Consider the following 19,339-nt stretch of genomic DNA (forward strand, 5'->3'; position numbering starts at 1 on the left):
CTGTACCGGCGCCGACGCACCTCTTGACCGTTTGCCATCATGTCCATCTATTCCTTCGTGGACAGGATCGTTACCGCCAGCGCCCGGGTGTTCAAGATGGGATGGCCAGCCCCTTACAACACAGGAGAGTTTTGGATGTCAGAAAGCTATAGGGTGATTCTGGAGAAGGCCAACGCAGCAATCGTCGGAGGCGACTACGAGGGTTTTCTGAAGTTCTGCACTAGGACACGGAATGGACGTTCGTTGGCGATAGAACAATCTCGGGCAAGGAGGCCGTTCGCCAATGGATGGCAACCGCTTACGAGGAACCACCCAAGTTCGAGGTTCATCGCATGATCTCCGAGGGGGACTTTGTCGTGGCCATCGGCGAGATCAAGTTGAAAGACGACGAGGGGAAGTTGACCCGCTACGCGTACTGTGACGTCTGGCGCTTCCGCGATGCCAAGATGGCCGCGCTCCAAGCCTTCGCCACTGAAGTGCACATCAATGTAGCCCGGGACGACGTGGCGACGGGGGCGTGAACGGCTCTTCAAGTTCGTAGCCCGGCAACTCGTAGCCGAGGGTCATGACCGCGACTTCAGCGGCTTCGCGCGGTGCTCGATCGACGTTGAGCGAGTACAGCGTCTCAGCCAAGCCGACCAGCCATTCGTGGTCAACATCACCGCCGCAAAGTTCGTAGAACTCGGCGGTGAACTCGTGCCACCAGGCCTCTTGATCGGTCAGCGAACGGCCGGCAATGACGATGGGCTTGTCGGGCTTCCACATGGGCGCATGCTACTGTGCCGAGTCTTTGCCGCTGGGGGCGACGGGCTCTATTTCCGCAGGAGTTCTTGCATAGAGGTTCAGCAGTTGCTTTGCCAAATTTGCGGTGGTCGCATGCTTGAGGTCCGCGTTCGAGTCAGGAGTGTTTGCGATGACCTGCACAGCCATGCCGACGGCGTTGATTCGTTCGAGGACGGTAACGTAGCCTCGTGACTCAGCCAAGATCGAGCGAAACACCAGCAAAAACGAGCCACCAATGAAGCTGATGATGACGCCAGCGGCGGCGGCAATGAGCGAAACGGGCAGCTTTGCGGAGTCTTGAGAGGCTTGGAATAAGCCGTACATCACAAAGCCGAAGCCGAACAGCATCACCAGGAGCGTCAGCCAATAAATCGATCGTACTTGGCTCAAGTTTCTGTCAAGGTAGCTCTCGAGTTTTGTGCGTGCTAAATCCCACGCAAGTTGCGGCTTTTCAGGATGTTCGCGAGCTCGCTCTTCTACGGCATCCAGCTTAAGCGCTTTCGCTTTTTCGTCTTCAATTGTTTGATGTGCACCGATGGCCACGAGGAGCACGCTTCCCGCGCCTGCAAGGCTGATGACGTAGAAGAAGACGATGTTCTCATCCACATGATTGATGCGCCCAAGCACTCCACCTGTCATGGCTGCGGCGAAAAGCGCGAGTACGACACCGATGACGAAGCGGACCCGCGGATTTCCGCTTTGCCAGGCGCGCAAGATCAGAAGAAACACTGGACTAAAAAGATCGAACATCGGCGGAGGCTAACAACATTCAGTTGCACTTGAAAAAGAGTGCGGATCGAATGGAAACAAACAGCTTGGAGGCCGCACCGGATGGAGACCGAAAAGCTGCTAAACTTCTCGCTGACATCGCTGCAGCCCGCGTCGTTGTTGGGTTGGTGCAACAGATTGTGATTCTGGTCGTCGTGGGTTCTAGTCCCATCAGCCACCCCAAAATATCTCCTTTGCGCTATTGCTCAATAGCAATCAAAGGATTACACCGCCGGGCTTGTCCCGGCGTTGTCATTTCCGGCTATCGCTTCTGACAGCGCGCCGCATACTCCCTTTCTCCCCCCGCTCGTATATAAATGCCCAGATTGGTGCGCTTTACGTTGCGCGCTGTTGCATTAACCCAATGAATCGCCAATTTTTTCTCCGGGCGACATGCTTGTGGCAAATGTAAACTGAATTAAAATCCACCCGTTTTCAATTTCTGGAGTCCAAAAATGGCTTCGACCCTCGCCGATATCAATTCCCAGATCAAGAAGCACGACGAACTGATCGCGCAATTGCGCAAGCAGGCTGAAGACCTGCGCAACCATGAACGCGCCGGCGTGATCGAGGAGTTGCGCAAGAAGATCGCCGAATACGGTTTGACGGCTTCCGATCTGAAACTCACGGGTCGCGTGGGTGCGGTCAAGCGCAGCGCCAGTGCTGCGCCAGCCAAGGCAGCCGCCAAATACCGCGGCCCGACGGGCGAAACATGGTCTGGTGGCCGTGGCCGCAAGCCGCGCTGGGTGACTGAAGCATTGGCAGCCGGCAAGTCGCTTTCCGATTACGAGATCAAGTAAGTGCCTCGACCGAAACTGGGCACGTGCCCAATAAAAAAGCCCGCATGAGCGGGCTTTTTTATTGGGCGTCAGCGTGCTGCGCGCTCAGTTCACCATGACGAGTTTTCCTTTGACGCCACGCGAACCCATGTGGGCATACGCTGCTTTCAATTCCGCCATCGGCATGGTGCTGTCGATCACCGGCTTGATCTTTCCCTGGCCGTACCACTGAGCCAATTCGGCCATCATCTGCGCATTGGCCTTGGGCTCGCGCTTGGCGAAATCGCCCCAGAACACACCTACCAGCGAAGCGCCTTTCAACAGCGTCAGATTCAATGGCAGCGACGGAATCGGGCCTGATGCAAAACCCACCACCAAATAGCGGCCGCGCCAGGCGATCGAGCGAAAAGCCGGCTCTGCAAAATCGCCACCCACCGGGTCGTAAATCACGTCCGGGCCCTTGCCGTCGGTCGCGGCCTTGACGGCATCGCGAAAGCCATTGGGCAGGGCGTGGGTCGTGTAGTTGATGGTGGCATCGGCGCCAATGGAGCGGCAAAGCTCGCATTTTTCATCGGTGGACGCCGCTGCAATGACTTTGGCGCCGGCAGCTTTTGCAATCTGAATGGCTGCCGTGCCCACGCCGCCGGCCGCGCCGAGCACCAGCACTGTTTCTCCGGCCTTGAGTTGCGCGCGGTCCATCAACGCGTGCCATGAGGTCGCGTAAATCATGATGAATGCCGCCGCGTCGACGTAGCCAAAGCCCTCGGGCAGCGGCATGCACAGTGCAGCGGGTGCCAGCGTGTGGGTGCCGAAGCCGCCCGTGCCCGACAGGCAGGCCACGTTCTGCCCGACCTTGAGGTGCGTGACGCCTTCACCGACTGCCTGAACGACGCCCGCATATTCGGAGCCCGGCACGAAGGGTAGCGGCGGCTTCATCTGGTATTTGTTTTGCACGATCAGCAGATCGGGGAAATTCAGGCTGGCCGCCTTGATTTCGATCAGCACCTGGCCCGGGCCCGGGTTGGGTGTCGGCAGTTCCTTCCAGGTCAGCGCGTCGACGCCAATGGGGTTTTCGCAAAGCCATGCGTGCATGCTCGGGTCTCCTTCGGGTGGGTAATGTTGGGGCAATGACTGCGGGCGATGATAGGGGGCGCGGCGGGGTGCCCTTGTCCCTGCTGCGACGCACCCGACGCCTACAATCCGGTGCACCCAGAGGCACCATGAAGATACTTATTTCCAATGACGATGGCTTTCAGGCGCCCGGCATCGTCGCGCTGCATGACGCGCTCAAGGACATCGCCGAAGTCGAGGTGGTTGCACCCGAGCACAACAACAGCGCCAAGTCGAATGCGCTGACGTTGGCCGCCCCGCTGTACGTGCGCGAAGCACACAACGGCTTTCGCTATGTGACCGGCACGCCGGCCGATTGCGTGCACATCGCGCTCAAGGGCCTGCTCGACTACCGGCCCGACCTGGTGGTTTCCGGCATCAACAACGGCGCCAACATGGGCGACGACACCATCTATTCAGGCACGGTCGGCGCGGCAATGGAGGCCTATCTGTTCGGCATTCCCGCCATTGCGTTCTCTCAAATAGAGAAGGGCTGGGCGCATGTGGATGCGGCGGCCCAGGTCGCGCGGCGGCTGGTGCAGCAGATCGAGCGCGAACGCATGCTCGGCGGCGCTGCGTTCCTGCTCAATGTGAACGTGCCTAACCGGCCTTTCGATGAGCTGAAGCCCGTCAAGGTCTGCAGGCTCGGCCGTCGCCACTCCGCGGAAAAAGTGATCACCCAGGACAGCCCGCGCGGCGAGACCATGTACTGGATCGCGGGCGCCGGCAGCGCCAAGGACAGCGGCGAGGGCACCGACTTTCATGCCACCGCGGCCGGCCACATTGCCTTGACGCCGTTGCAGATCGACCTGACCGACCACGCCAACCTCGGGCAGTGGCGCGAGACCGTGGCCCGTCTCGGCAACTGACATGGCCACGCAACGGCCCAGCTTCCCGGTTCGCCTGACCCCAACCGCTTCGGCCGCCACGCGCGGGCGCATGCCTGCCGCGCCGGTCAAGCCCATGGTGCCGACCACGCCTTCGATGGCTTCCGATGCCGTGCGCGCGCGCATGGTCCAGAAGCTCGCGGCCCAGGGCATTTCCGACCCGCGCGTGCTGCGTGCGATGAGCACGGTGGACCGGCATCGCTTTGTCGACAGCGCGCTGGTCAACCAGGCTTATGAAGACACAAGCCTGCCTATCGGCCTGGGACAGACCATCTCGAAGCCCAGTGTGGTGGCTCGCATGATCGAGTTGCTGCTCGGGGCTCCGGCTCTCGCCGGCAAGCCGCAGGAGCGGCTGGGCCGCGTGCTCGAAATCGGTACCGGCTGCGGCTATCAGGCGGCCGTGCTGAACCAGGTGGCCACCGAGGTCTACAGCATCGAACGCTTGCGCGGCCTGCATGAGCGCGCCCGCGCCAATCTGCGTCATTTCAGGTTGGCCACGGTGCACCTGATGCTGGGCGACGGCATGGTCGGCTATGCCAAGGGCGCGCCCTATGCCGGCATCATTGCGGCCGCTGGCGGTGAAGCCGTGCCGGAGGCCTGGATCACGCAGCTTGCCGTGGGCGGGCGCATCGTGGCCCCGACCCATTCCGCGAGTGGTGGCCAAGCCCTTGTCGTCATCGACAAGACCCCCCGGGGGCTGGAGCGGCTCATTCTTGAGGCGGTCCACTTTGTCCCCCTAAAATCAGGCATCGCTTGAAGGAATAACAAATGCAGGGTTTTGGCAATCGGAGTTGGTTCGCTGGCGTCACGTTGGCCGTTGTGCTCGTGATCGCGGGCTGCGCCGCACCGCGTGGGCCGGCTCCAGTCGAAGACCGCGGCACGATGACGCGCGCACCGAGCGCGACAGTGCCTGGTGGTCCGCCCATCACCACCGACGCCAACGGCAAGCCGCTCGCCGGTATCGAGAACTACGGCAAGCCCGGCTACTACGCAGTGCGCCCCGGTGACTCGATCCGCCGCATCGGCAACGAGACGGGCCAGCGCTGGCAAGACATCGTTCGCTGGAACAACATCGAGAATCCGGACCTGATCGAAGTCGGCCAGGTGCTGCGCGTGATTCCGCCGACGGGCTCGGGAACAGCAGTCGCTACAGCGCCTTCGGGCTCTGATGGCGCAGTCACGAAACCCGTGGCACCGCCGCCTGCCATCGTGCCTTCCACACCGGCCAGCGGTGCGAGCAAGCCACCGGCTGCGGTGACCGCTTCTCCGGCGGGTCCGGGCAGCAACGGCAATTCGGGTGATGAAGACCTCGGCTGGATCTGGCCTGCCAGTGGCTCGCTGATCGCGGGCTTCGACGAAGCCAAGAACAAGGGCTACGACATCAGCGGCAAGGCGGGTGACCCCGTGCTGGCCGCTGCCGACGGCCGCGTGGTCTATGCCGGTGCCGGCCTGCGCGGCTATGGCAACCTGATCATCCTGAAGCACAACAACACCTACCTCACGGCGTATGCGCACAACCAGACGCTGCTCGTGAAGGAAGACCAGTCGGTTCAGAAGGGCCAGAAGATCGCCGAAATGGGCAACAGCGATGCAGATCGCGTGAAGCTGCATTTCGAGATTCGCCGCCAGGGCAAGCCCGTCGATCCTTCGCGCTACCTGCCCAGCCGGTGATGCCATGGCTGCCTCCCGCCCCCGTCGCACGTTGCCAGTGCGCGGGCTGGCGGGTCGAGGTAGCCCATCTCTTTCTTTTTCTCGCGACAAAACCCCCCAGGACGAAGGCTCGCTTCCGGTAGAGGGCGTTGTCGACCTTCCGAGTGCGGACGGCGTGCCGACCCAAGGCGTCATGGCCGAATCGATCGGTGGCGAGGGTGCCGACGCACTGACCATCTACCTGCGCCAGGTCAGGCGCACCGAACTCTTCACGCCCGGCGAGGAATACCAGACGGCATGTGCCGCACGAGCCGGCGATTTTGCGGCGCGGCAGTCGATGATCGAGCACAACCTGCGGCTCGTGGTCAACATCGCCAAGAGCTACCTCGGGCGCGGCGTGCCACTGTCGGACCTCATCGAAGAGGGCAATCTCGGACTGATGCATGCCATCACCAAGTTCGAGCCCGAGCGGGGTTTTCGCTTTTCCACGTATGCGACCTGGTGGATTCGTCAATCCGTCGAGCGGGCCGTCATGACGCAGGCGCGTGCGATCCGCCTGCCGGTTCATGTGGTGCGCGAACTGCAGCAGGTGTTGCGCGCTCGCCGCGTGCTCGAAAGCGATGCGGAATTTCTCGCTCATCGTCCGGATGGCGTGCGCGTGGAAGACATTGCCGCGTTGCTCGGCCGCGAAGTGCAGGCAGTGGCCGATCTCCTGGCGCTCGCCGAGGCTCCGCGTTCGCTGGATGCGGGTGATGCGCGCGGAGACGAAGGCTTCACGCTCGCCGACACCGTGGCCTCCGATGACGAGCAGGGCAACCCGACCGGCGTGACGCAGGCGCACGAGGTGGAGCGCCTGCTCGACCAGTGGATCCACGCCCTCGATGCGCGCGAGCGCGAGGTGCTGGAGGGGCGCTACGGCCTGCATGACCGCGAGCCCGAAACACTGGAGGTGTTGAGTGTTCGCCTGGGCCTCACGCGCGAGCGCGTCAGGCAGATCCAGAACGAGGCCCTGGCCAAGATGCGACGGCAGCTGGCGCGCTCGGGCATCGGCCGGGACGCGCTGTTCTAGTTGCGCGGGAGGTGCGCGCCGCTGCGCGGCAAGACCCCCCGGTCCGCGCTGAGACAATCGGGGCATGACGGAACCCATCGAAGAAAAGAAACCCCCCACAAATCCCGGCAACGAATGGCTGCAGGTCGAGTCGCTGGACCTCGACGCGCAGGGCGTTGCACACAAGGCCGACGGCATGGTCGTCTTCATCGAAGGCGCATTGCCTTTCGAGGAAGTGCAATTCAACGTCCATCGCCGCAAGAACAACTGGGAGCAAGGCACGGTCACGGCCATCCGGCGCGAGTCGTCGCAGCGGGTGCGCCCGGGCTGCCCGCATTTCGGCCTCCACACGGGCGCATGTGGCGGTTGCAAGATGCAGCATCTGGATGCGGCGGCGCAGGTGGCCGTGAAGCAGCGTGCGCTGGAAGACAACCTGTGGCATCTGGGCAAGGTGCGCCCGGAAAACGTCCTGCGGCCGCTCGAAGGACCGGCCTGGCACTACCGCTACCGCGCGCGGCTGTCGGTGCGCCATGTGGTCAAGAAGGGCACGGTGCTGATCGGCTTTCATGAGCGCAAGAGCCGCTACCTTGCCGACATGCAGGTGTGCCCGGTGTTGCCCAAGCAGATCAGCGAGATGCTGATGCCGCTGCGCGCGCTGATCGGCTCGATGGATGCGCGCGAGACCTGTCCGCAGATCGAACTGGCCTGCGGCGACGCACCGGGCTCCACGGCGCTCGGCACGATCGCGTTGGTGCTGCGGCACCTGGAGCCGCTGTCGCCGGCCGACATCGACCGGCTGAAGGCTTTTGCAGCGGCAAACGAAGGCGTTCAGTGGTGGCTGCAGGCCAAGGGGCCAGACACGGTGAAGCTGCTGGAGGAGGGGGGGGCGCAACTGGCGTACCGGCTGCCCGAATTCGGCGTCACGATGCCGTTCAAGCCCACCGATTTCACGCAGGTCAACCCGCACATCAACCGGGCGCTGGTGGGCAAGGCGCTGCGCCTGCTCGACGTGCAGCCTGAAGAGCGGGTGATCGACTGGTTTTGCGGGCTCGGCAACTTCACGCTGCCCCTGGCGAGCCAGGCGCGCGAAGTGCTGGGCATCGAGGGCAGCGACACGCTGGTGACACGTGCGACCGACAACTTCAAGAAGAATCAGCCTGCAACGGCCGCGCGACGTGCGCTATCCGCTACTAAATTTGTAGCGCGCGATCTGTTCGAGATGACGCCGGCGATGCTGGTGGCTGACGGCAGCGCGGACAAATGGCTGGTCGACCCGCCGCGCGAAGGCGCCTTTGCGCTCGCCAAGGCCATGGCCGATCTTCACCAGCAGCCCGAACTGCGCACCGATGGCTGGACGCCGCCGAAGCGCATCGTGTACGTGAGCTGCAATCCGTCGACGCTGGCGCGCGACGCGGGGTTGCTGGTGCATCAGGCGGGCTATCGCTGCACCTTTGCAGGCGTGGTCAACATGTTCCCGCACACGGCGCACGTCGAGTCGATTGCGGTGTTCGAGCTGGAATGAAAAAGGGCCCCTCGCGGGGCCCTTTCTCTTGGTGGGTGAATGTCGACGATGTCAGTCGCGCTCGCCGCCGAAGATGCCCAACAGTGCCAGCAGGCTCTGGAAGACATTGAACAGGTCGAGGTACAGGGCCAGCGTGGCGGTGATGTAGTTGGTTTCGCCGCCGTCCATGATCTGCTTCAGGTCATAGAGCATGTAGGCCGAGAAGATGCCGATGGCAGCCACCGAGATGACCAGCATGCCGGTGCTCGAGCCGACAAAGATGTTGATGATGGCGCCGAACATCAGCACCATCGCGCCGACGAACAGGAACTTGCCCATGCCCGACAGGTCGCGCTTGATGACGGTGGCCAGCGTGGCCATCACGAAGAACACGCCGGCGGTGCCGCCGAAGGCCGTCATGATGAGTTCGGAGCCGTTCTTGAAGCCGAGCACCATCGCGATCAGGCGCGACAGCATCAGGCCCATGAAGAAGGTGAAGGCCAGCAGCACGGGCACGCCTGCGGCGGAATTCTTCGTCTTCTCGATGGCGAACATGAAACCGAAGGCGCCGCCAAGGAAAACCATGAGGCCCAGCCCGCCTGTGAGCGAGCGTGTCATGCCGGTGCTGACGCCAACCCAAGCGCCCAGTACGGTGGGCAGCAGGCTCAGCGCAAGCAGCCAGTAGGTGTTGCGCAGCACACGTTGGCGCTCGGCCTGCGGCAGCGCCTGGCCGTAGCCGGTGGAAGTGTCGAGACTGGTGACGCGGTCGTTCATGGCCGAAGCTCCTGTGGTTGCTGCAATGACGAAGTTGGGCGCATTCTAGGGGGCTGCAAGTGCAGGTTATCGGAAAGATCGCAAGAGGGATGTTCACAGGCGCCGCAGGCACCTCTGGCGACATGGCCGTTATGCTGTCGGGTTTTTACGCAACCTGAGCTCATCATGAAGACCAAATCATTCCTCGAACTCGCCGATGTCAAGGCCATTGCCGCAGCGGCCGAAGCCGAGGCTCTCAAGAACAACTGGGCTGTGACCATTGCCATCTCGGATGACGCCGGCAACCTGCTCTGGCTGCAGCGCCTCGACGGTGCCGCTGCGCTGTCTTCGCACATCGCCCCTGCCAAGGCGCACACGGCGGCCATGGGCCGGCGCGAAAGCAAGGTCTACGAAGACATCATCAACGGCGGCCGCACCGCGTTCCTGACGGCACCTGCGGTGCAGGGCCTGCTCGAAGGCGGCGTGCCGATCGTGAAGGACGGCCACGTGATTGGCGCAGTCGGGGTGAGCGGCGTGAAGTCGAATGAAGACGCACAGATTGCCAAGGCGGGCATTGCAGCCCTCGGCCTCTGAGTTTCTCGCGCACAAAGCAAAACGCCGACTTCGAAGTCGGCGTTTTTGTTTGGTGTTCATCGTGAAAAAAAAGCTTGGCTAGTCGGCGAACCGTTGGCTAGCAAAAAACGACCCTTCGGAGATGAATCTCCTTGAGTCGCCCCACGATGAAACTTGCGCGAGGGCGGGCTGAATGACCTACTTGGTCAGGATCAGCTTGCCAAGTTTGGTGGCTTGAAGCCGATAGAGCGAACCGTTGTGCATGATGCCCACGGTCTTGCTTCCCTTGAGCAGCTCCGTGCTTTCAACCATCGGCGCCGGACGCGTTGCCTGGATGGACGCATGGCCGCCACCCGATTGGTCGAGCGAAGGATGGTTCAGGACAGAAAAGGCATTCGGTGTGGCTGGCATCTGGAGTTCCCTTATCGAAGCGATGAGTGAATGATAATGATTCGCAATAAAAAGTCAATCGCCGCGATCAACTTTTTTTAATCGCGATTCAGATCACTTCGTATCAGGCTCCGTGATGAAGCCGATCTTGCGCACGCCGGCTTCTCGGGCTTCCGACATGGCCTTGGCCACGCGCTCGTAGCGAACGGCCTTGTCACCGCGGATGTGCAGTTCGGGCTGAGGTTCCTTGGCGGCTTCCGCAGCGAGGCGGTTCGGCAGTTCGCTGTCTTCGATCTTCTGTTCGTTCCAGTAGTAGGTGCCGTCGGCCGTCACGCTGAACAGGATGTTCTGCGGCTTCGGCTGTTCGGGCTCGCTGGTGGCGCGCGGCAGGTCGATGTTGACTGCGTGCTTCATCACCGGCACGGTGATGATGAAGATGATCAGGAGCACCAGCATGACGTCGACCAGCGGCGTCATGTTGATCTCGTTCATCACCTCATCGGGTTCGTCTTGCGTTCCGAAAGCCATGATCAGCCCTTCTTGAGCGGAACCACGATGGCTTCGCCGCTACCGCTTTGCACTCGGGCGCCGGTCACGAAATAGGCGTGCAGGTCGTGCGCAAAGCTGTTGAGCTTGGTCAGCACGAACTTGTTGCCGCGAACCAGGGCGTTGTAGCCAAGCACTGCGGGAATGGCCACCGCCAGGCCCAGCGCCGTCATGATCAGCGCTTCGCCGATCGGGCCCGCCACCTTGTCGATGGTGGCCTGTCCGGCCGAACCGATGCTCATCAGCGCGTGGTAGATGCCCCAGACCGTGCCGAACAGGCCGATGAAGGGGGCGGTCGAGCCGACCGATGCCAGGACCGCGAGCCCGGTCTGCAGGCGAGCGGTGAATGCGTCGATGCCATTGCGCAGCGAGCGCGTGATCCAGTCGCTCACGTCGAGCGCATCGTGCAGGTGGGCCTTGGTGTTGCGGTGGTGCGCCGCGGCTTCGCGGCCTTCGAGCGCCAGTGCGCGGAACGGGTTGCTGTCGTCCTTGCCGAGCTTGTTGAGTGCGGTGGCGAAGTCTTCGCTGTGCCAGAAATCTTGCGAGTGCTTGGCAAGGCGCTTGTACTTGATGACGTCGAGGGCCTTGACGATGATCACGATCCACGACGCGAGCGACATGCCGATCAGCAGCACCGCGACGGCCTTGGTGACGAAATCGCCCTGGTTCCAGACGTTCATCAAGCCAAATTGGGAATCCATACGAAGTTGCTCCAGAGAAAAATTAGTTCAGAACGTAGTTGACGGGGGCGTCATAGGACATGGCCTGTACCACGCCGTTGACCTTGCCGGGCACGAACCGGCATTTGAGGATGTATTCGACAGCGGCCTCGTCCAGGCGATCGAAGCCGCTCGACTTCTTGACTTCTGCGCTCTTGGGCAGGCCGTCGACACCGACCAGCACCCGAACGATCACCTTGCCTTGTTCGCCGAGCCGTTTGCTCATGGCGGGGTAGGTCGCTTTCGGGTTTTGCAGATAGTCGGCGTTGCTCGACGGCAGTTGCACCGCAGGTGGTGCTGGCGGCGCCGGCGGCGGTGCGGGAGGTGCTGGCGGAGCAGGGGGTGATGGTGGTGCCGCCGGAGGTGGCGGTTCCGTGGTTCCGACAGGCGCCTGGGGTGCCGGCGTGGGCTTTGGCTCGCGGATGGCCTGTGGCCGCGGTGGCGGCGGCGCCTTGGTCACCTTGGGTTGGGGCGGAGGCGGCGGTGGCGGATCCACCTTGGGCTTCGGCGGCTCGACGAACTGGCTCAGTATTTCGACTGGAATCACAATTTCGGCGGCGCGGCGCAGCAATCCGCTCTGCAGCGCCCAGAGGGCGGCGGCATGAAACAGGATGACGCTGCCGGCAATGACGACATTGCGCGAGATACCCAGGACGGAAGGAGGGGGGGCAAAGCGGTCAGACACGATCAACCATTCGAATGCGGGCACGGCGAAACGTACCCCGATTGCAGCAAAACCGCTACGACAACATCACTTGTGAAAAATCCACCAGACTGAACCTGCGACCAGGATCAGGCTGCCGCCGAGTGCCGAGACGAGTTCCATGCCTTGCTTTCCTTGATGGAGTTGGCAAGCTGGATCGCTCTCGGGCCCGTTTCGCAATGCAACGCGGCGACCGGGTGCGAAGCGCTGCACTGCGCGACGATATCGCGCGCACAACCTTCACACTGACCACACTGGGTGGCTACGCCGAGTTCGAATTGCACTTCGTCGAAAGTCATCCCGGCCCGCACATGACGTGCGATTTCACGGTCGGAGACTCGGCGGCAGACGCAAACGATCATGGCTGTGAAAGCGGCAGTTGGCTGGCTGTTGGATGTAGTTCATTATAAATAAGAATCCATCGCATTTGCAATAACTATGGTGTTACCGACTTATTCAGGCCCCAGGGCGGATCGCTAGACCTCCGACCAGAGCCGCAGGAGGTTGTGGTAGTGCCCCGTCAGGGCCACCGTCTCCTCGCATTCACCCAGGCGGGCACGCAGTTTCTGGATGTTCTGGTCGAGTTCGAACAGCATGCCGCGCTGCTGGTCATTGCGCACCATGCTCTGCAGCCAGAAGAACGAGCACACGCGCGCCCCGCGGGTCACCGGGTTGACGCGATGCAGGCTGCTGGCCGGATAAAGAATGAGGTCGCCGGCCGGAAGCTTCACTTCGTGCGACCCGTAGGTGTCGATCACTTCCAGTTCGCCGCCTTCGTATTCGTCCGGATCGCACAAAAACAGCGTGCAAGACAGGTCGGTTCTCAGTTGTTGCGCACTTCCGGGCAGCGAGCGCACCGCGCCGTCGATGTGAACCCCGTAGTGCTCGCCCCCCTCGTAGCGGTTGAACAGCGGTGGAACAAAACGCGAGGGCAACGCCGCCGAAAAGAACAGCGCATGCTGGGCCAGCGCGGCGAGTACCACGCTGCCGAGCTCGCGTCCAACGGCTGATTGCTCCGGCAACTGCCGATTGCGCTTGACCTGCGCACCCTGGTCGCCGACGGTCTCCCGGCCATCGATCCAGTTCGTGGCGTCGAGCGCCGCGCGCATTTCGCGCACCTGGGTGGAACTCAGCACGTCAGGCACATGCAGCATCATTTGTCAGGAACTCCGCAAAGAGAAAGGCTCCGGCGCGCGCCGGGGTTCGAGTGTCGCATTGCGTAAGAAGGCGACGCTCAGTAAACGTCGCGGCGGTAGCGCCCGCTCGCCAGCATCTCGCCCAGAAGCGCCTCGCCGGCGATCTGCCGCAATGCTGAATCCACCCCCGACGCCATGCCCTGCAGGCTTCCGCAGACGTAGACGGCTGCACCGTTGTGCAGCCATTCGAGCAGGGTGCCGGCCGATTGCAGCAGCCGATGTTGGACATAGACGCGCTCGGGCTGGTCGCGCGAAAACACCATGTCCAGACGCTGCAGCACGCCGTTGGCTTGCCAGGTCTCGATTTCTTCCTGGTGCAGGAAATCGTGCGCTGCCTGGCGTTCGCCAAACACCAGCCAGTTGTCGTGCCTGCCCGCAGCGGCGCGGGCGCGCAGATGGGCGCGAAGGCCGGCCAGACCGGTGCCGTTGCCGATAAGGATCAGCGGCCGCGCTTCGTTGCCATCGAGGCGGAACCCGCGGTGCGGTCGCAACCGCAAGGCCACGGTATCGCCGACGGCGAGGGTGGAGGTGAGCAGGCCCGACGCGCTGCCCAGCGTGCCGTCAGGGTGCTGCTCCTGCCGAACCAGCAATTGCAGTTCGCCGTCGGAGTGCAGCGATGCGATCGAGTAATCGCGCGGACGCGTCGGGTCGCTCGCGACTGAAACCTGAGCCAGATCGCCGGACGCCCAATGCGGCATGGCGCCGGCCTGAGGCACCAGTCCCAGATGGAAGACAGGGGCGCCGGCGCTGCCGGGGTTGAGCAGCCTGCGTGTGGTGAGCCGCCACTGCGCAAATGCCACTGCCGTATCTCCGCTGCCGGGTTCCGCGTCCGCCACGTAGCCCCATCGGGTCTGCCATTCGGTCAGCGCGACGGGGTCGCTGTTGTCGACTTCGATGCGTTCGAATTCCCGGACGGCGCCCGCGGCCAGCAGCCAGTCATCGAGTGCGCGACCGAAACCGCAGAAGTTGGCGTATTGGCGATCGCCGAGGGCCAGCACGGCATAGCGGAGCGAACCCAGTGGCGGGGGCGATCCCATCACGCGTTCGGCGAACACGCTGGCGCTGTCGGGCGCGTCGCCTTCGCCGTAGGTGCTTGCCACGAAGAGGGCGCGACTTGTAGCGCCCAAGGTTGCGGCGTCGAGCGCGTTCAGTTCCATCACCCGTGCAGGTGTGCCTGCAGCGCGCAACTGCCGGGCGGTCTGCCAGGCGATGGCTTCGGCCTGGCCTGTCTGGCTTGCGAACAACACGAGCGTGGAAGGCTTGTCGCCGTCGCTCGAAAGCGCAGCGGCATCTCTTGCCGTGGCTGCTTTCTGCCTGAGTTGGCGCAGATAGATTCCCGCGCAGAGTGCCGCATAGAGCGCCACGGTGGAGCCCGCGCTCAGCGCGCGCCATGCAGCTTCGTTCATGCCTCGGTCTGCGCGCGCCAGGCGCGTGTGGTTTGCGTGGCAGACGGTTCTTCGCCGTGATTCACGAACAGCGCAGCCACATCGTGCCGCTCTGCGAAGTCGAGCCCTTCTTCCTGCCCCAACACTGTCAGCACGGTGGCCAGGGCATCGGCTTGTATGCATTCGGCATGCAGCACAGTGACACTTGCCAGCGAGTGCGCCGTCGGCTCGCCGGTGCGCGGATCGATGGTGTGCGACCAGCGACGCCCTTCGTGTGTGCGCTGATGCCAGCGATCGCCTGACGTAGCGACCGCCATGTCGGCGAGCGCGATGCGTCGCGGGGCCGCAGGTTCACTGTCGACCTGTACTTGCCACGGTTGCCCGCCAGGTCGCCGGCCGACGCCTCGTAGTTCTCCCCCAATCTCGAACAAGAAGTCGGCCAGGTCCAGCGCACGCAGCGCCTCGGCGCCATGGTCGACCACGAAGCCCTTGGCAATGCCCGAAAGATCGAGCGCGATACCGCCCGGCTGTGCCAACGAACCTTCGGCCGCATCGAAGGCCAGCCGTTGCCAGTCGACCCGTGCGCGCGCATCGGCGAGTGCTTCCGCAGTGGGCAGTCCCACCTCTTGTGCTTCCGGACCGAAACCCCAGCAAGCGATCAGCGGACCGACGGTCGGATCGATCGCACCGCCGCTGGCGGCCGCCCATCGAAGGGCGCAGGCCATGACCTCGGCGAATTCCCGTGGCAGCACGTGGCGCGACCCGGCTTGCGCGCGGTTGAAGCGAGTGATGTCCGACTCTGGCTCCCAGTGGCTCATCTGCGCGACCACCCGGGCAAGCGTCGCATCGACCGCTTCGCGCACTTGCGTCAGCGGCAGCATTTTCGGGTTGTCAAAGCGCAGCGACCAGGTGGTACCCATGGTCTGGCCACCCAACTGCTGCAGGCTGGCCGGATCGGCGCGGCGTGGAACGGCTGCGTTGGCGTAGCCGCCGGCGCGCCAGGAACTGAAGGAAAGACCCAAGGCTTGCTGCGTCAGGGCATCACTTCAAGGGTGGCCGCATAGCTCAGGCGGCGTTCCTTGGCTTGTGGCACCGTGGTCTTGTTGTCCTTGGTGGTGGCTTCGAGCCAGTACATGCCGGCGGCCGGCCAGGTCACGCTGAACTGGCCCTTGTCGTCGGTCTTGAGCTTGGCCTCTTCGAGCTTGTCGCGGTACTGGGTGTTGCCGGCCGTCACGCTCACTTCGAGGCCCTTGGCGGGCTGGCCATCCAGCTGCAGCGTGAAGGTGGCTTTTTCGCCCTTGACCAGGTCGGTCGGGCTACCGGTTGCAATCAGCTCCAGGCCCTGGCCGATCGGCTTGAGCGCCGAGGGCTTGCCGACGGTCACGAAAGTCTCGATGCGGCCGGCCGACTGGGTGATCGCCAGTTCTTGCGCGTCGGCCGGAATTTCCTTGGCAAGGCTCTCGGGCGTGCCGCGTGCACGTTTGTTCTGGCCCGTTGCCTTGTCTTTCCAGTTGGCGAATGCGCCGCCGTTGACCACCGCGATGCGGTAGGTGCCCGGCTGCGCGACGCTCACATCGAACACGTTGCGAAACTTGAGCTTGGCCTCGGTCTCGGGCTTGACCGTGCTGCCGTCGGGCGCGGTGATCTGCAGGCCGTCGAGCCGCAGCGATGCGTGGTTGGCGACGAACAGGTCGTTCGACACCGCCGCGTCTACCGTGACCGTATCGGCCTTGGAGAACACGGTGGAAGAGGGCAGCAGCCAGGCGTTGTGCGCCTGGGACACGGACGCGATGGCCGACAGGGCAATGGCAAAACTGGCAGCGCGCAGGGTAGGGCGGGTCATGAGAAGTCCTTGGGGTGACGGCTGTAGATGAAGAGCGGGGCGGTCCGGAGTCGGTCAGGGCTTGAGTTCGAGCTTGATCTCGCCAAGCTCTTCCTTGCCGGAAGCGCTCGGTTGCGCGGCCGCCGTGGGAGGCCACTGGAAGGGGATGCTCACGACTTCGCGGCCGCCGACTTCACGCGCGGCCTCGACCACCAGCTTGTAGGCGCCGGGCGCCAGCTTGGGCATCGCGGCTGTGCCTTCGGTGAAGCTCAACTGGTGCTTGCCGGCCGGCTTGGTCGCGCCGGTCACGCCGTCGACCGGCACCGCCAGTTCGCGGCCACCACGGCGCCACCACTGGCGCATGTCCTTGAGCCACTTGGTGCCTTCGCCCTCGGGGTTGTTGGTCTTGGTGCGCACGTCGTACCAGACGGCCAGCGTGCCGGCGACCGTGTTGTCGGCGCGCTCGATCCAGGTCGCCACATAGGGGCGGTGGTATTCGGAGACGTTCAGCCGGGGGATCTCGATGTTGACCGACAGGCCCGCCGCGAAGGCCGGGGCAGCGAACAGTGCCGACATGGCAATCGGCGCGAGTGAATAGCGAACGTGCACTTGAAACCTCTTTCCTGAATCTATCGATCAATCAGTGGATGAACAGCAGCGCGAGCAGCAGCGGGATCACGAGCCCCATGCCGACCATCGGCCATGTGAAGGGGCGATTGCCCGCGTGCATCTTGAGAATGAACAGGCCGGTGATCGAGAAGACCAGCGCGGCGCCCGCGAAGATGTCGATGAACCAGCTCCAGGCCGTGCCGGTGTTGCGGCCCTTGTGCAGGTCGTTGAAATAAGAGAGCCAGCCGCGGTCGGTGCGCTCGTATTCGATTTCGCCGTCGGCCAGGTTCAGCCGCAGCCAGGCGTCGCCGCCGGGGCGGGGGAGCGAGAGATAGATTTCGTCGTCCGACCATTCGGCCTCGCGGCCGGCGGTGCCGACGTCCCAGTTTGTCTTTATCCAGCCTTGAAGCTCGGCAGGCAGAGGTGCCTTGCCTTTTTGGGCCTTGGCGGCGGGCAACTGCTTTTCGAGTTGCGCGCGAAGGGCTTCATCGACGGCGCCATTCAACTTGGTGATGGCTGGCTTGGCTTCGATCTGCGCTGCATGGTTGAGCGTGAAGCCGGTGACGCTGAACAGGATCATGCCGATCAGGCAGATCGCGGAACTCACCCAGTGCCATTCGTGCAGGGTCTTGAGCCAGTAGGCACGGCGGCGGTTGTCAGGGCGGGCAGCGGTCATCGAAGGCGCGGATTCTATCTGCGCTAATGAGAATGAATGCTATTTGCGGCGTATTAAGTTACGTAAAGCAATAAAAACGGGACCGAAGTCCCGTCTGTCATCTGCAATTGGCCTGAGGGCCAAAGAGGCCAAAGCGCCTTATTCGAGTTCGCCCATCTGCGATTGCAGATAGTTCTGCAGCCCGACCCGGTCGATCAGATCGATCTGCGTTTCGAGGAAATCGATGTGCTCTTCGGTGTCGTCGAGAATTTCCTGCAGCAGGTCGCGCGAGACGTAGTCACGCACCGACTCGCAATGCGCGATGCCATCCTTGATCGTGGCCTGCGCGCCGGTTTCGGCACCCAGGTCGCAACGCAGCAGCTCAGGCACGTCTTCGCCGATGTTCAGCTTGCCCAGGTCCTGCAGGTTCGGCAGGCCGTCGAGCATGAAGATGCGGTCCATCAGCTTGTCGGCGTGCTTCATTTCGCCGATCGATTCTTCGTATTCCTTCTTCGCCAGCTTGTCCAGACCCCAGTGCTTGAGCATGCGGTAGTGGAGGAAGTACTGGTTGATCGCAGTCAGCTCGTTCTTGAGCTGCGCCTGCAGATGTTCGATGACCTTGGGGTCGCCCTTCATGATTCTTTTCCTTGTTCTGAAAGCGGTGATTGTCAGAGGAGCGGACGAGCACTTGCAAGCAATCCCATGCTGCGGCGGTCTGCATGCGTGTGATGGCGATACACGTTCGCATTGAGGTGCTGCGAACCCATCGCAAACATAGCGGCTTCCAATACTTTTAATAGCTCATAACTATTGAATGTATAAGATTGGTAGCTATACTCATGGCTCGCGTTTATTTTTGTCCACCCCCTGCATCCAAGGAATTTCCATGTCCCTGATCAACACCCAAGTCCAGCCCTTCAAGACCCAGGCCTACCTCAACGGCAAGTTCATCGACGTGTCCGACGAGACGCTCAAGGGCAAGTGGTCCGTGCTGATCTTCATGCCAGCGGCTTTCACCTTCAACTGCCCAACCGAAGTCGAAGACGCGGCCGACAACTACCCCGAGTTCCAGAAGCTGGGTGCCGAGGTCTACATCGTGACCACCGACACGCACTTCTCGCACAAGGTCTGGCACGACACGTCGCCGGCCGTCGGCAAGGCCAAGTTCCCCCTGGTCGGCGACCCGACCCACACGCTGACCAACGCCTTCGGCGTGCACATCCCCGAAGAAGGCCTGGCACTGCGCGGCACCTTCGTGATCAACCCGGACGGCATCATCAAGACCGCCGAAGTGCACTCCAACGAAATCGCCCGCGACGTCAAGGAAACCCTGCGCAAGCTCAAGGCAGCGGTCTACACCGCCGCCCACCCGAACGAAGTCTGCCCGGCCAAGTGGAATGAAGGCGACAAGACCATCGCTCCTTCGTTCGACCTCGTCGGCAAGATCTAAGCGCTCCCGCGC

Annotated in this window: 26 protein-coding genes; 10 read left to right on the forward strand and 16 right to left on the reverse strand. The window is 62.8% G+C overall.

The genetic code is table 11. From position 1 onward, the window contains the following. The first annotated feature begins 287 nt into the window (after positions 1-287). Positions 288-521, forward strand: a complete 234-nt coding sequence (locus tag ACSFB7_RS34545; RefSeq protein WP_435476854.1) for a nuclear transport factor 2 family protein — start codon at positions 288-290, stop codon at positions 519-521. Here the strand turns inward: ACSFB7_RS34545 and ACSFB7_RS34550 are convergent. Next, complete coding sequence (locus ACSFB7_RS34550; protein WP_435476855.1) at positions 484-765, reverse strand: hypothetical protein; 282 nt, start codon at positions 763-765, stop codon at positions 484-486. The genes ACSFB7_RS34545 and ACSFB7_RS34550 overlap by 38 nt on opposite strands. Before the next feature lie 9 nt (positions 766-774). Continuing rightward, positions 775-1,533 carry a TRADD-N-associated membrane domain-containing protein gene (locus ACSFB7_RS34555; protein ID WP_435476856.1) on the reverse strand — a complete coding sequence of 253 codons (759 nt, stop codon included), beginning with the start codon at positions 1,531-1,533 and terminating at the stop codon, positions 775-777. A gap of 50 nt (positions 1,534-1,583) precedes the next feature. On the opposite strand from ACSFB7_RS34555, the gene ACSFB7_RS34560 reads away from it, so the two are divergent. Together ACSFB7_RS34560 and ACSFB7_RS34565 are read left to right on the forward strand one after the other, a co-directional pair. Continuing rightward, positions 1,584-1,826 (forward strand): hypothetical protein, encoded by a 243-nt coding sequence (locus ACSFB7_RS34560; RefSeq protein ID WP_435476857.1) that lies wholly within the window; start codon positions 1,584-1,586, stop codon positions 1,824-1,826. Positions 1,827-2,006: 180 nt separating this feature from the next. Then, positions 2,007-2,351 (forward strand): H-NS histone family protein, encoded by a 345-nt coding sequence (locus ACSFB7_RS34565; protein ID WP_435476858.1) that lies wholly within the window; start codon positions 2,007-2,009, stop codon positions 2,349-2,351. A gap of 84 nt (positions 2,352-2,435) precedes the next feature. Here the strand turns inward: ACSFB7_RS34565 and ACSFB7_RS34570 are convergent, their stop codons facing one another. Further along, a complete protein-coding gene (locus tag ACSFB7_RS34570; RefSeq protein ID WP_435476859.1) occupies positions 2,436-3,422 on the reverse strand; it encodes an NADPH:quinone oxidoreductase family protein in 987 nt (328 codons plus the stop codon). A gap of 128 nt (positions 3,423-3,550) precedes the next feature. Here ACSFB7_RS34570 and surE point away from each other — a divergent pair, with 128 nt between their 5' ends. From surE to rlmD, 5 genes are all read left to right on the forward strand, one after another. Beyond that, positions 3,551-4,309, forward strand: coding sequence for a 5'/3'-nucleotidase SurE (surE, locus tag ACSFB7_RS34575; RefSeq protein WP_435476860.1), 759 nt, complete (start codon positions 3,551-3,553; stop codon positions 4,307-4,309). Between the two features lies 1 nt (position 4,310). After that, complete coding sequence (locus tag ACSFB7_RS34580; protein ID WP_435476861.1) at positions 4,311-5,084, forward strand: protein-L-isoaspartate(D-aspartate) O-methyltransferase; 774 nt, start codon at positions 4,311-4,313, stop codon at positions 5,082-5,084. 11 nt (positions 5,085-5,095) lie between these two features. Continuing rightward, the gene (locus ACSFB7_RS34585) at positions 5,096-5,998 is read left to right on the forward strand and encodes a peptidoglycan DD-metalloendopeptidase family protein (RefSeq protein WP_435476862.1); all 903 of its coding nucleotides are present in this window, start codon (positions 5,096-5,098) and stop codon (positions 5,996-5,998) included. A 4-nt stretch (positions 5,999-6,002) separates the two neighbouring features. Further along, positions 6,003-7,046, forward strand: a complete 1,044-nt coding sequence (locus tag ACSFB7_RS34590; protein WP_435476863.1) for a sigma-70 family RNA polymerase sigma factor — start codon at positions 6,003-6,005, stop codon at positions 7,044-7,046. A gap of 64 nt (positions 7,047-7,110) precedes the next feature. Further along, on the forward strand, positions 7,111-8,547 hold the full coding sequence (gene rlmD, locus ACSFB7_RS34595; protein WP_435476864.1) for a 23S rRNA (uracil(1939)-C(5))-methyltransferase RlmD: 1,437 nt from the start codon (positions 7,111-7,113) through the stop codon (positions 8,545-8,547). Between the two features lie 51 nt (positions 8,548-8,598). Here rlmD and ACSFB7_RS34600 read toward each other — a convergent pair whose 3' ends face one another. Next, complete coding sequence (locus ACSFB7_RS34600; protein ID WP_187108943.1) at positions 8,599-9,300, reverse strand: Bax inhibitor-1/YccA family protein; 702 nt, start codon at positions 9,298-9,300, stop codon at positions 8,599-8,601. A gap of 165 nt (positions 9,301-9,465) precedes the next feature. Between ACSFB7_RS34600 and ACSFB7_RS34605 the strand changes: the two genes are divergently transcribed. Then, positions 9,466-9,873 (forward strand): GlcG/HbpS family heme-binding protein, encoded by a 408-nt coding sequence (locus ACSFB7_RS34605; protein ID WP_093236987.1) that lies wholly within the window; start codon positions 9,466-9,468, stop codon positions 9,871-9,873. Between the two features lie 177 nt (positions 9,874-10,050). On the opposite strand, the gene hemP is transcribed toward ACSFB7_RS34605, so the two are convergent. The 12 genes from hemP to bfr form a co-directional block, all read right to left on the reverse strand. Further along, positions 10,051-10,263, reverse strand: a complete 213-nt coding sequence (gene hemP, locus ACSFB7_RS34610; protein ID WP_056520696.1) for a hemin uptake protein HemP — start codon at positions 10,261-10,263, stop codon at positions 10,051-10,053. Positions 10,264-10,356: 93 nt separating this feature from the next. Then, positions 10,357-10,770: an ExbD/TolR family protein gene (locus ACSFB7_RS34615; RefSeq protein ID WP_435476865.1), complete on the reverse strand. Its 414-nt coding sequence runs from the start codon at positions 10,768-10,770 to the stop codon at positions 10,357-10,359. Between the two features lie 2 nt (positions 10,771-10,772). Continuing rightward, complete coding sequence (locus tag ACSFB7_RS34620; RefSeq protein ID WP_435476866.1) at positions 10,773-11,489, reverse strand: MotA/TolQ/ExbB proton channel family protein; 717 nt, start codon at positions 11,487-11,489, stop codon at positions 10,773-10,775. A 22-nt stretch (positions 11,490-11,511) separates the two neighbouring features. After that, a complete protein-coding gene (locus ACSFB7_RS34625; RefSeq protein ID WP_435476970.1) occupies positions 11,512-12,195 on the reverse strand; it encodes an energy transducer TonB in 684 nt (227 codons plus the stop codon). A 104-nt stretch (positions 12,196-12,299) separates the two neighbouring features. After that, positions 12,300-12,572, reverse strand: a complete 273-nt coding sequence (locus tag ACSFB7_RS34630; RefSeq protein ID WP_435476867.1) for a (2Fe-2S)-binding protein — start codon at positions 12,570-12,572, stop codon at positions 12,300-12,302. A 114-nt stretch (positions 12,573-12,686) separates the two neighbouring features. Continuing rightward, positions 12,687-13,367: a Fe2+-dependent dioxygenase gene (locus tag ACSFB7_RS34635; RefSeq protein ID WP_435476868.1), complete on the reverse strand. Its 681-nt coding sequence runs from the start codon at positions 13,365-13,367 to the stop codon at positions 12,687-12,689. 77 nt (positions 13,368-13,444) lie between these two features. Beyond that, a complete protein-coding gene (locus ACSFB7_RS34640; protein WP_435476869.1) occupies positions 13,445-14,812 on the reverse strand; it encodes a sulfite reductase subunit alpha in 1,368 nt (455 codons plus the stop codon). After that, positions 14,809-15,813, reverse strand: coding sequence for an FAD:protein FMN transferase (locus ACSFB7_RS34645; protein WP_435476870.1), 1,005 nt, complete (start codon positions 15,811-15,813; stop codon positions 14,809-14,811). The genes ACSFB7_RS34640 and ACSFB7_RS34645 overlap by 4 nt, the downstream gene beginning before the upstream one ends. Positions 15,814-15,824: 11 nt before the next feature. Then, the gene (locus ACSFB7_RS34650) at positions 15,825-16,634 is read right to left on the reverse strand and encodes a DUF4198 domain-containing protein (protein ID WP_435476871.1); all 810 of its coding nucleotides are present in this window, start codon (positions 16,632-16,634) and stop codon (positions 15,825-15,827) included. Positions 16,635-16,688: 54 nt separating this feature from the next. After that, complete coding sequence (locus ACSFB7_RS34655; protein WP_435476971.1) at positions 16,689-17,189, reverse strand: DUF2271 domain-containing protein; 501 nt, start codon at positions 17,187-17,189, stop codon at positions 16,689-16,691. A gap of 64 nt (positions 17,190-17,253) precedes the next feature. Further along, complete coding sequence (locus ACSFB7_RS34660) at positions 17,254-17,898, reverse strand: PepSY-associated TM helix domain-containing protein (RefSeq protein WP_435476872.1); 645 nt, start codon at positions 17,896-17,898, stop codon at positions 17,254-17,256. A 138-nt stretch (positions 17,899-18,036) separates the two neighbouring features. After that, complete coding sequence (gene bfr, locus ACSFB7_RS34665; protein ID WP_056583098.1) at positions 18,037-18,513, reverse strand: bacterioferritin; 477 nt, start codon at positions 18,511-18,513, stop codon at positions 18,037-18,039. Between the two features lie 250 nt (positions 18,514-18,763). Between bfr and ahpC the strand changes: the two genes are divergently transcribed. Continuing rightward, positions 18,764-19,327, forward strand: coding sequence for an alkyl hydroperoxide reductase subunit C (ahpC, locus tag ACSFB7_RS34670; protein ID WP_258353953.1), 564 nt, complete (start codon positions 18,764-18,766; stop codon positions 19,325-19,327). Positions 19,328-19,339 lie beyond the last annotated feature (12 nt).

The sequence above is a fragment of the Variovorax raffinosi genome (assembly GCF_051216615.1).
In the GTDB taxonomy this organism is placed as follows: Bacteria; Pseudomonadota; Gammaproteobacteria; order Burkholderiales; family Burkholderiaceae_C; genus Variovorax.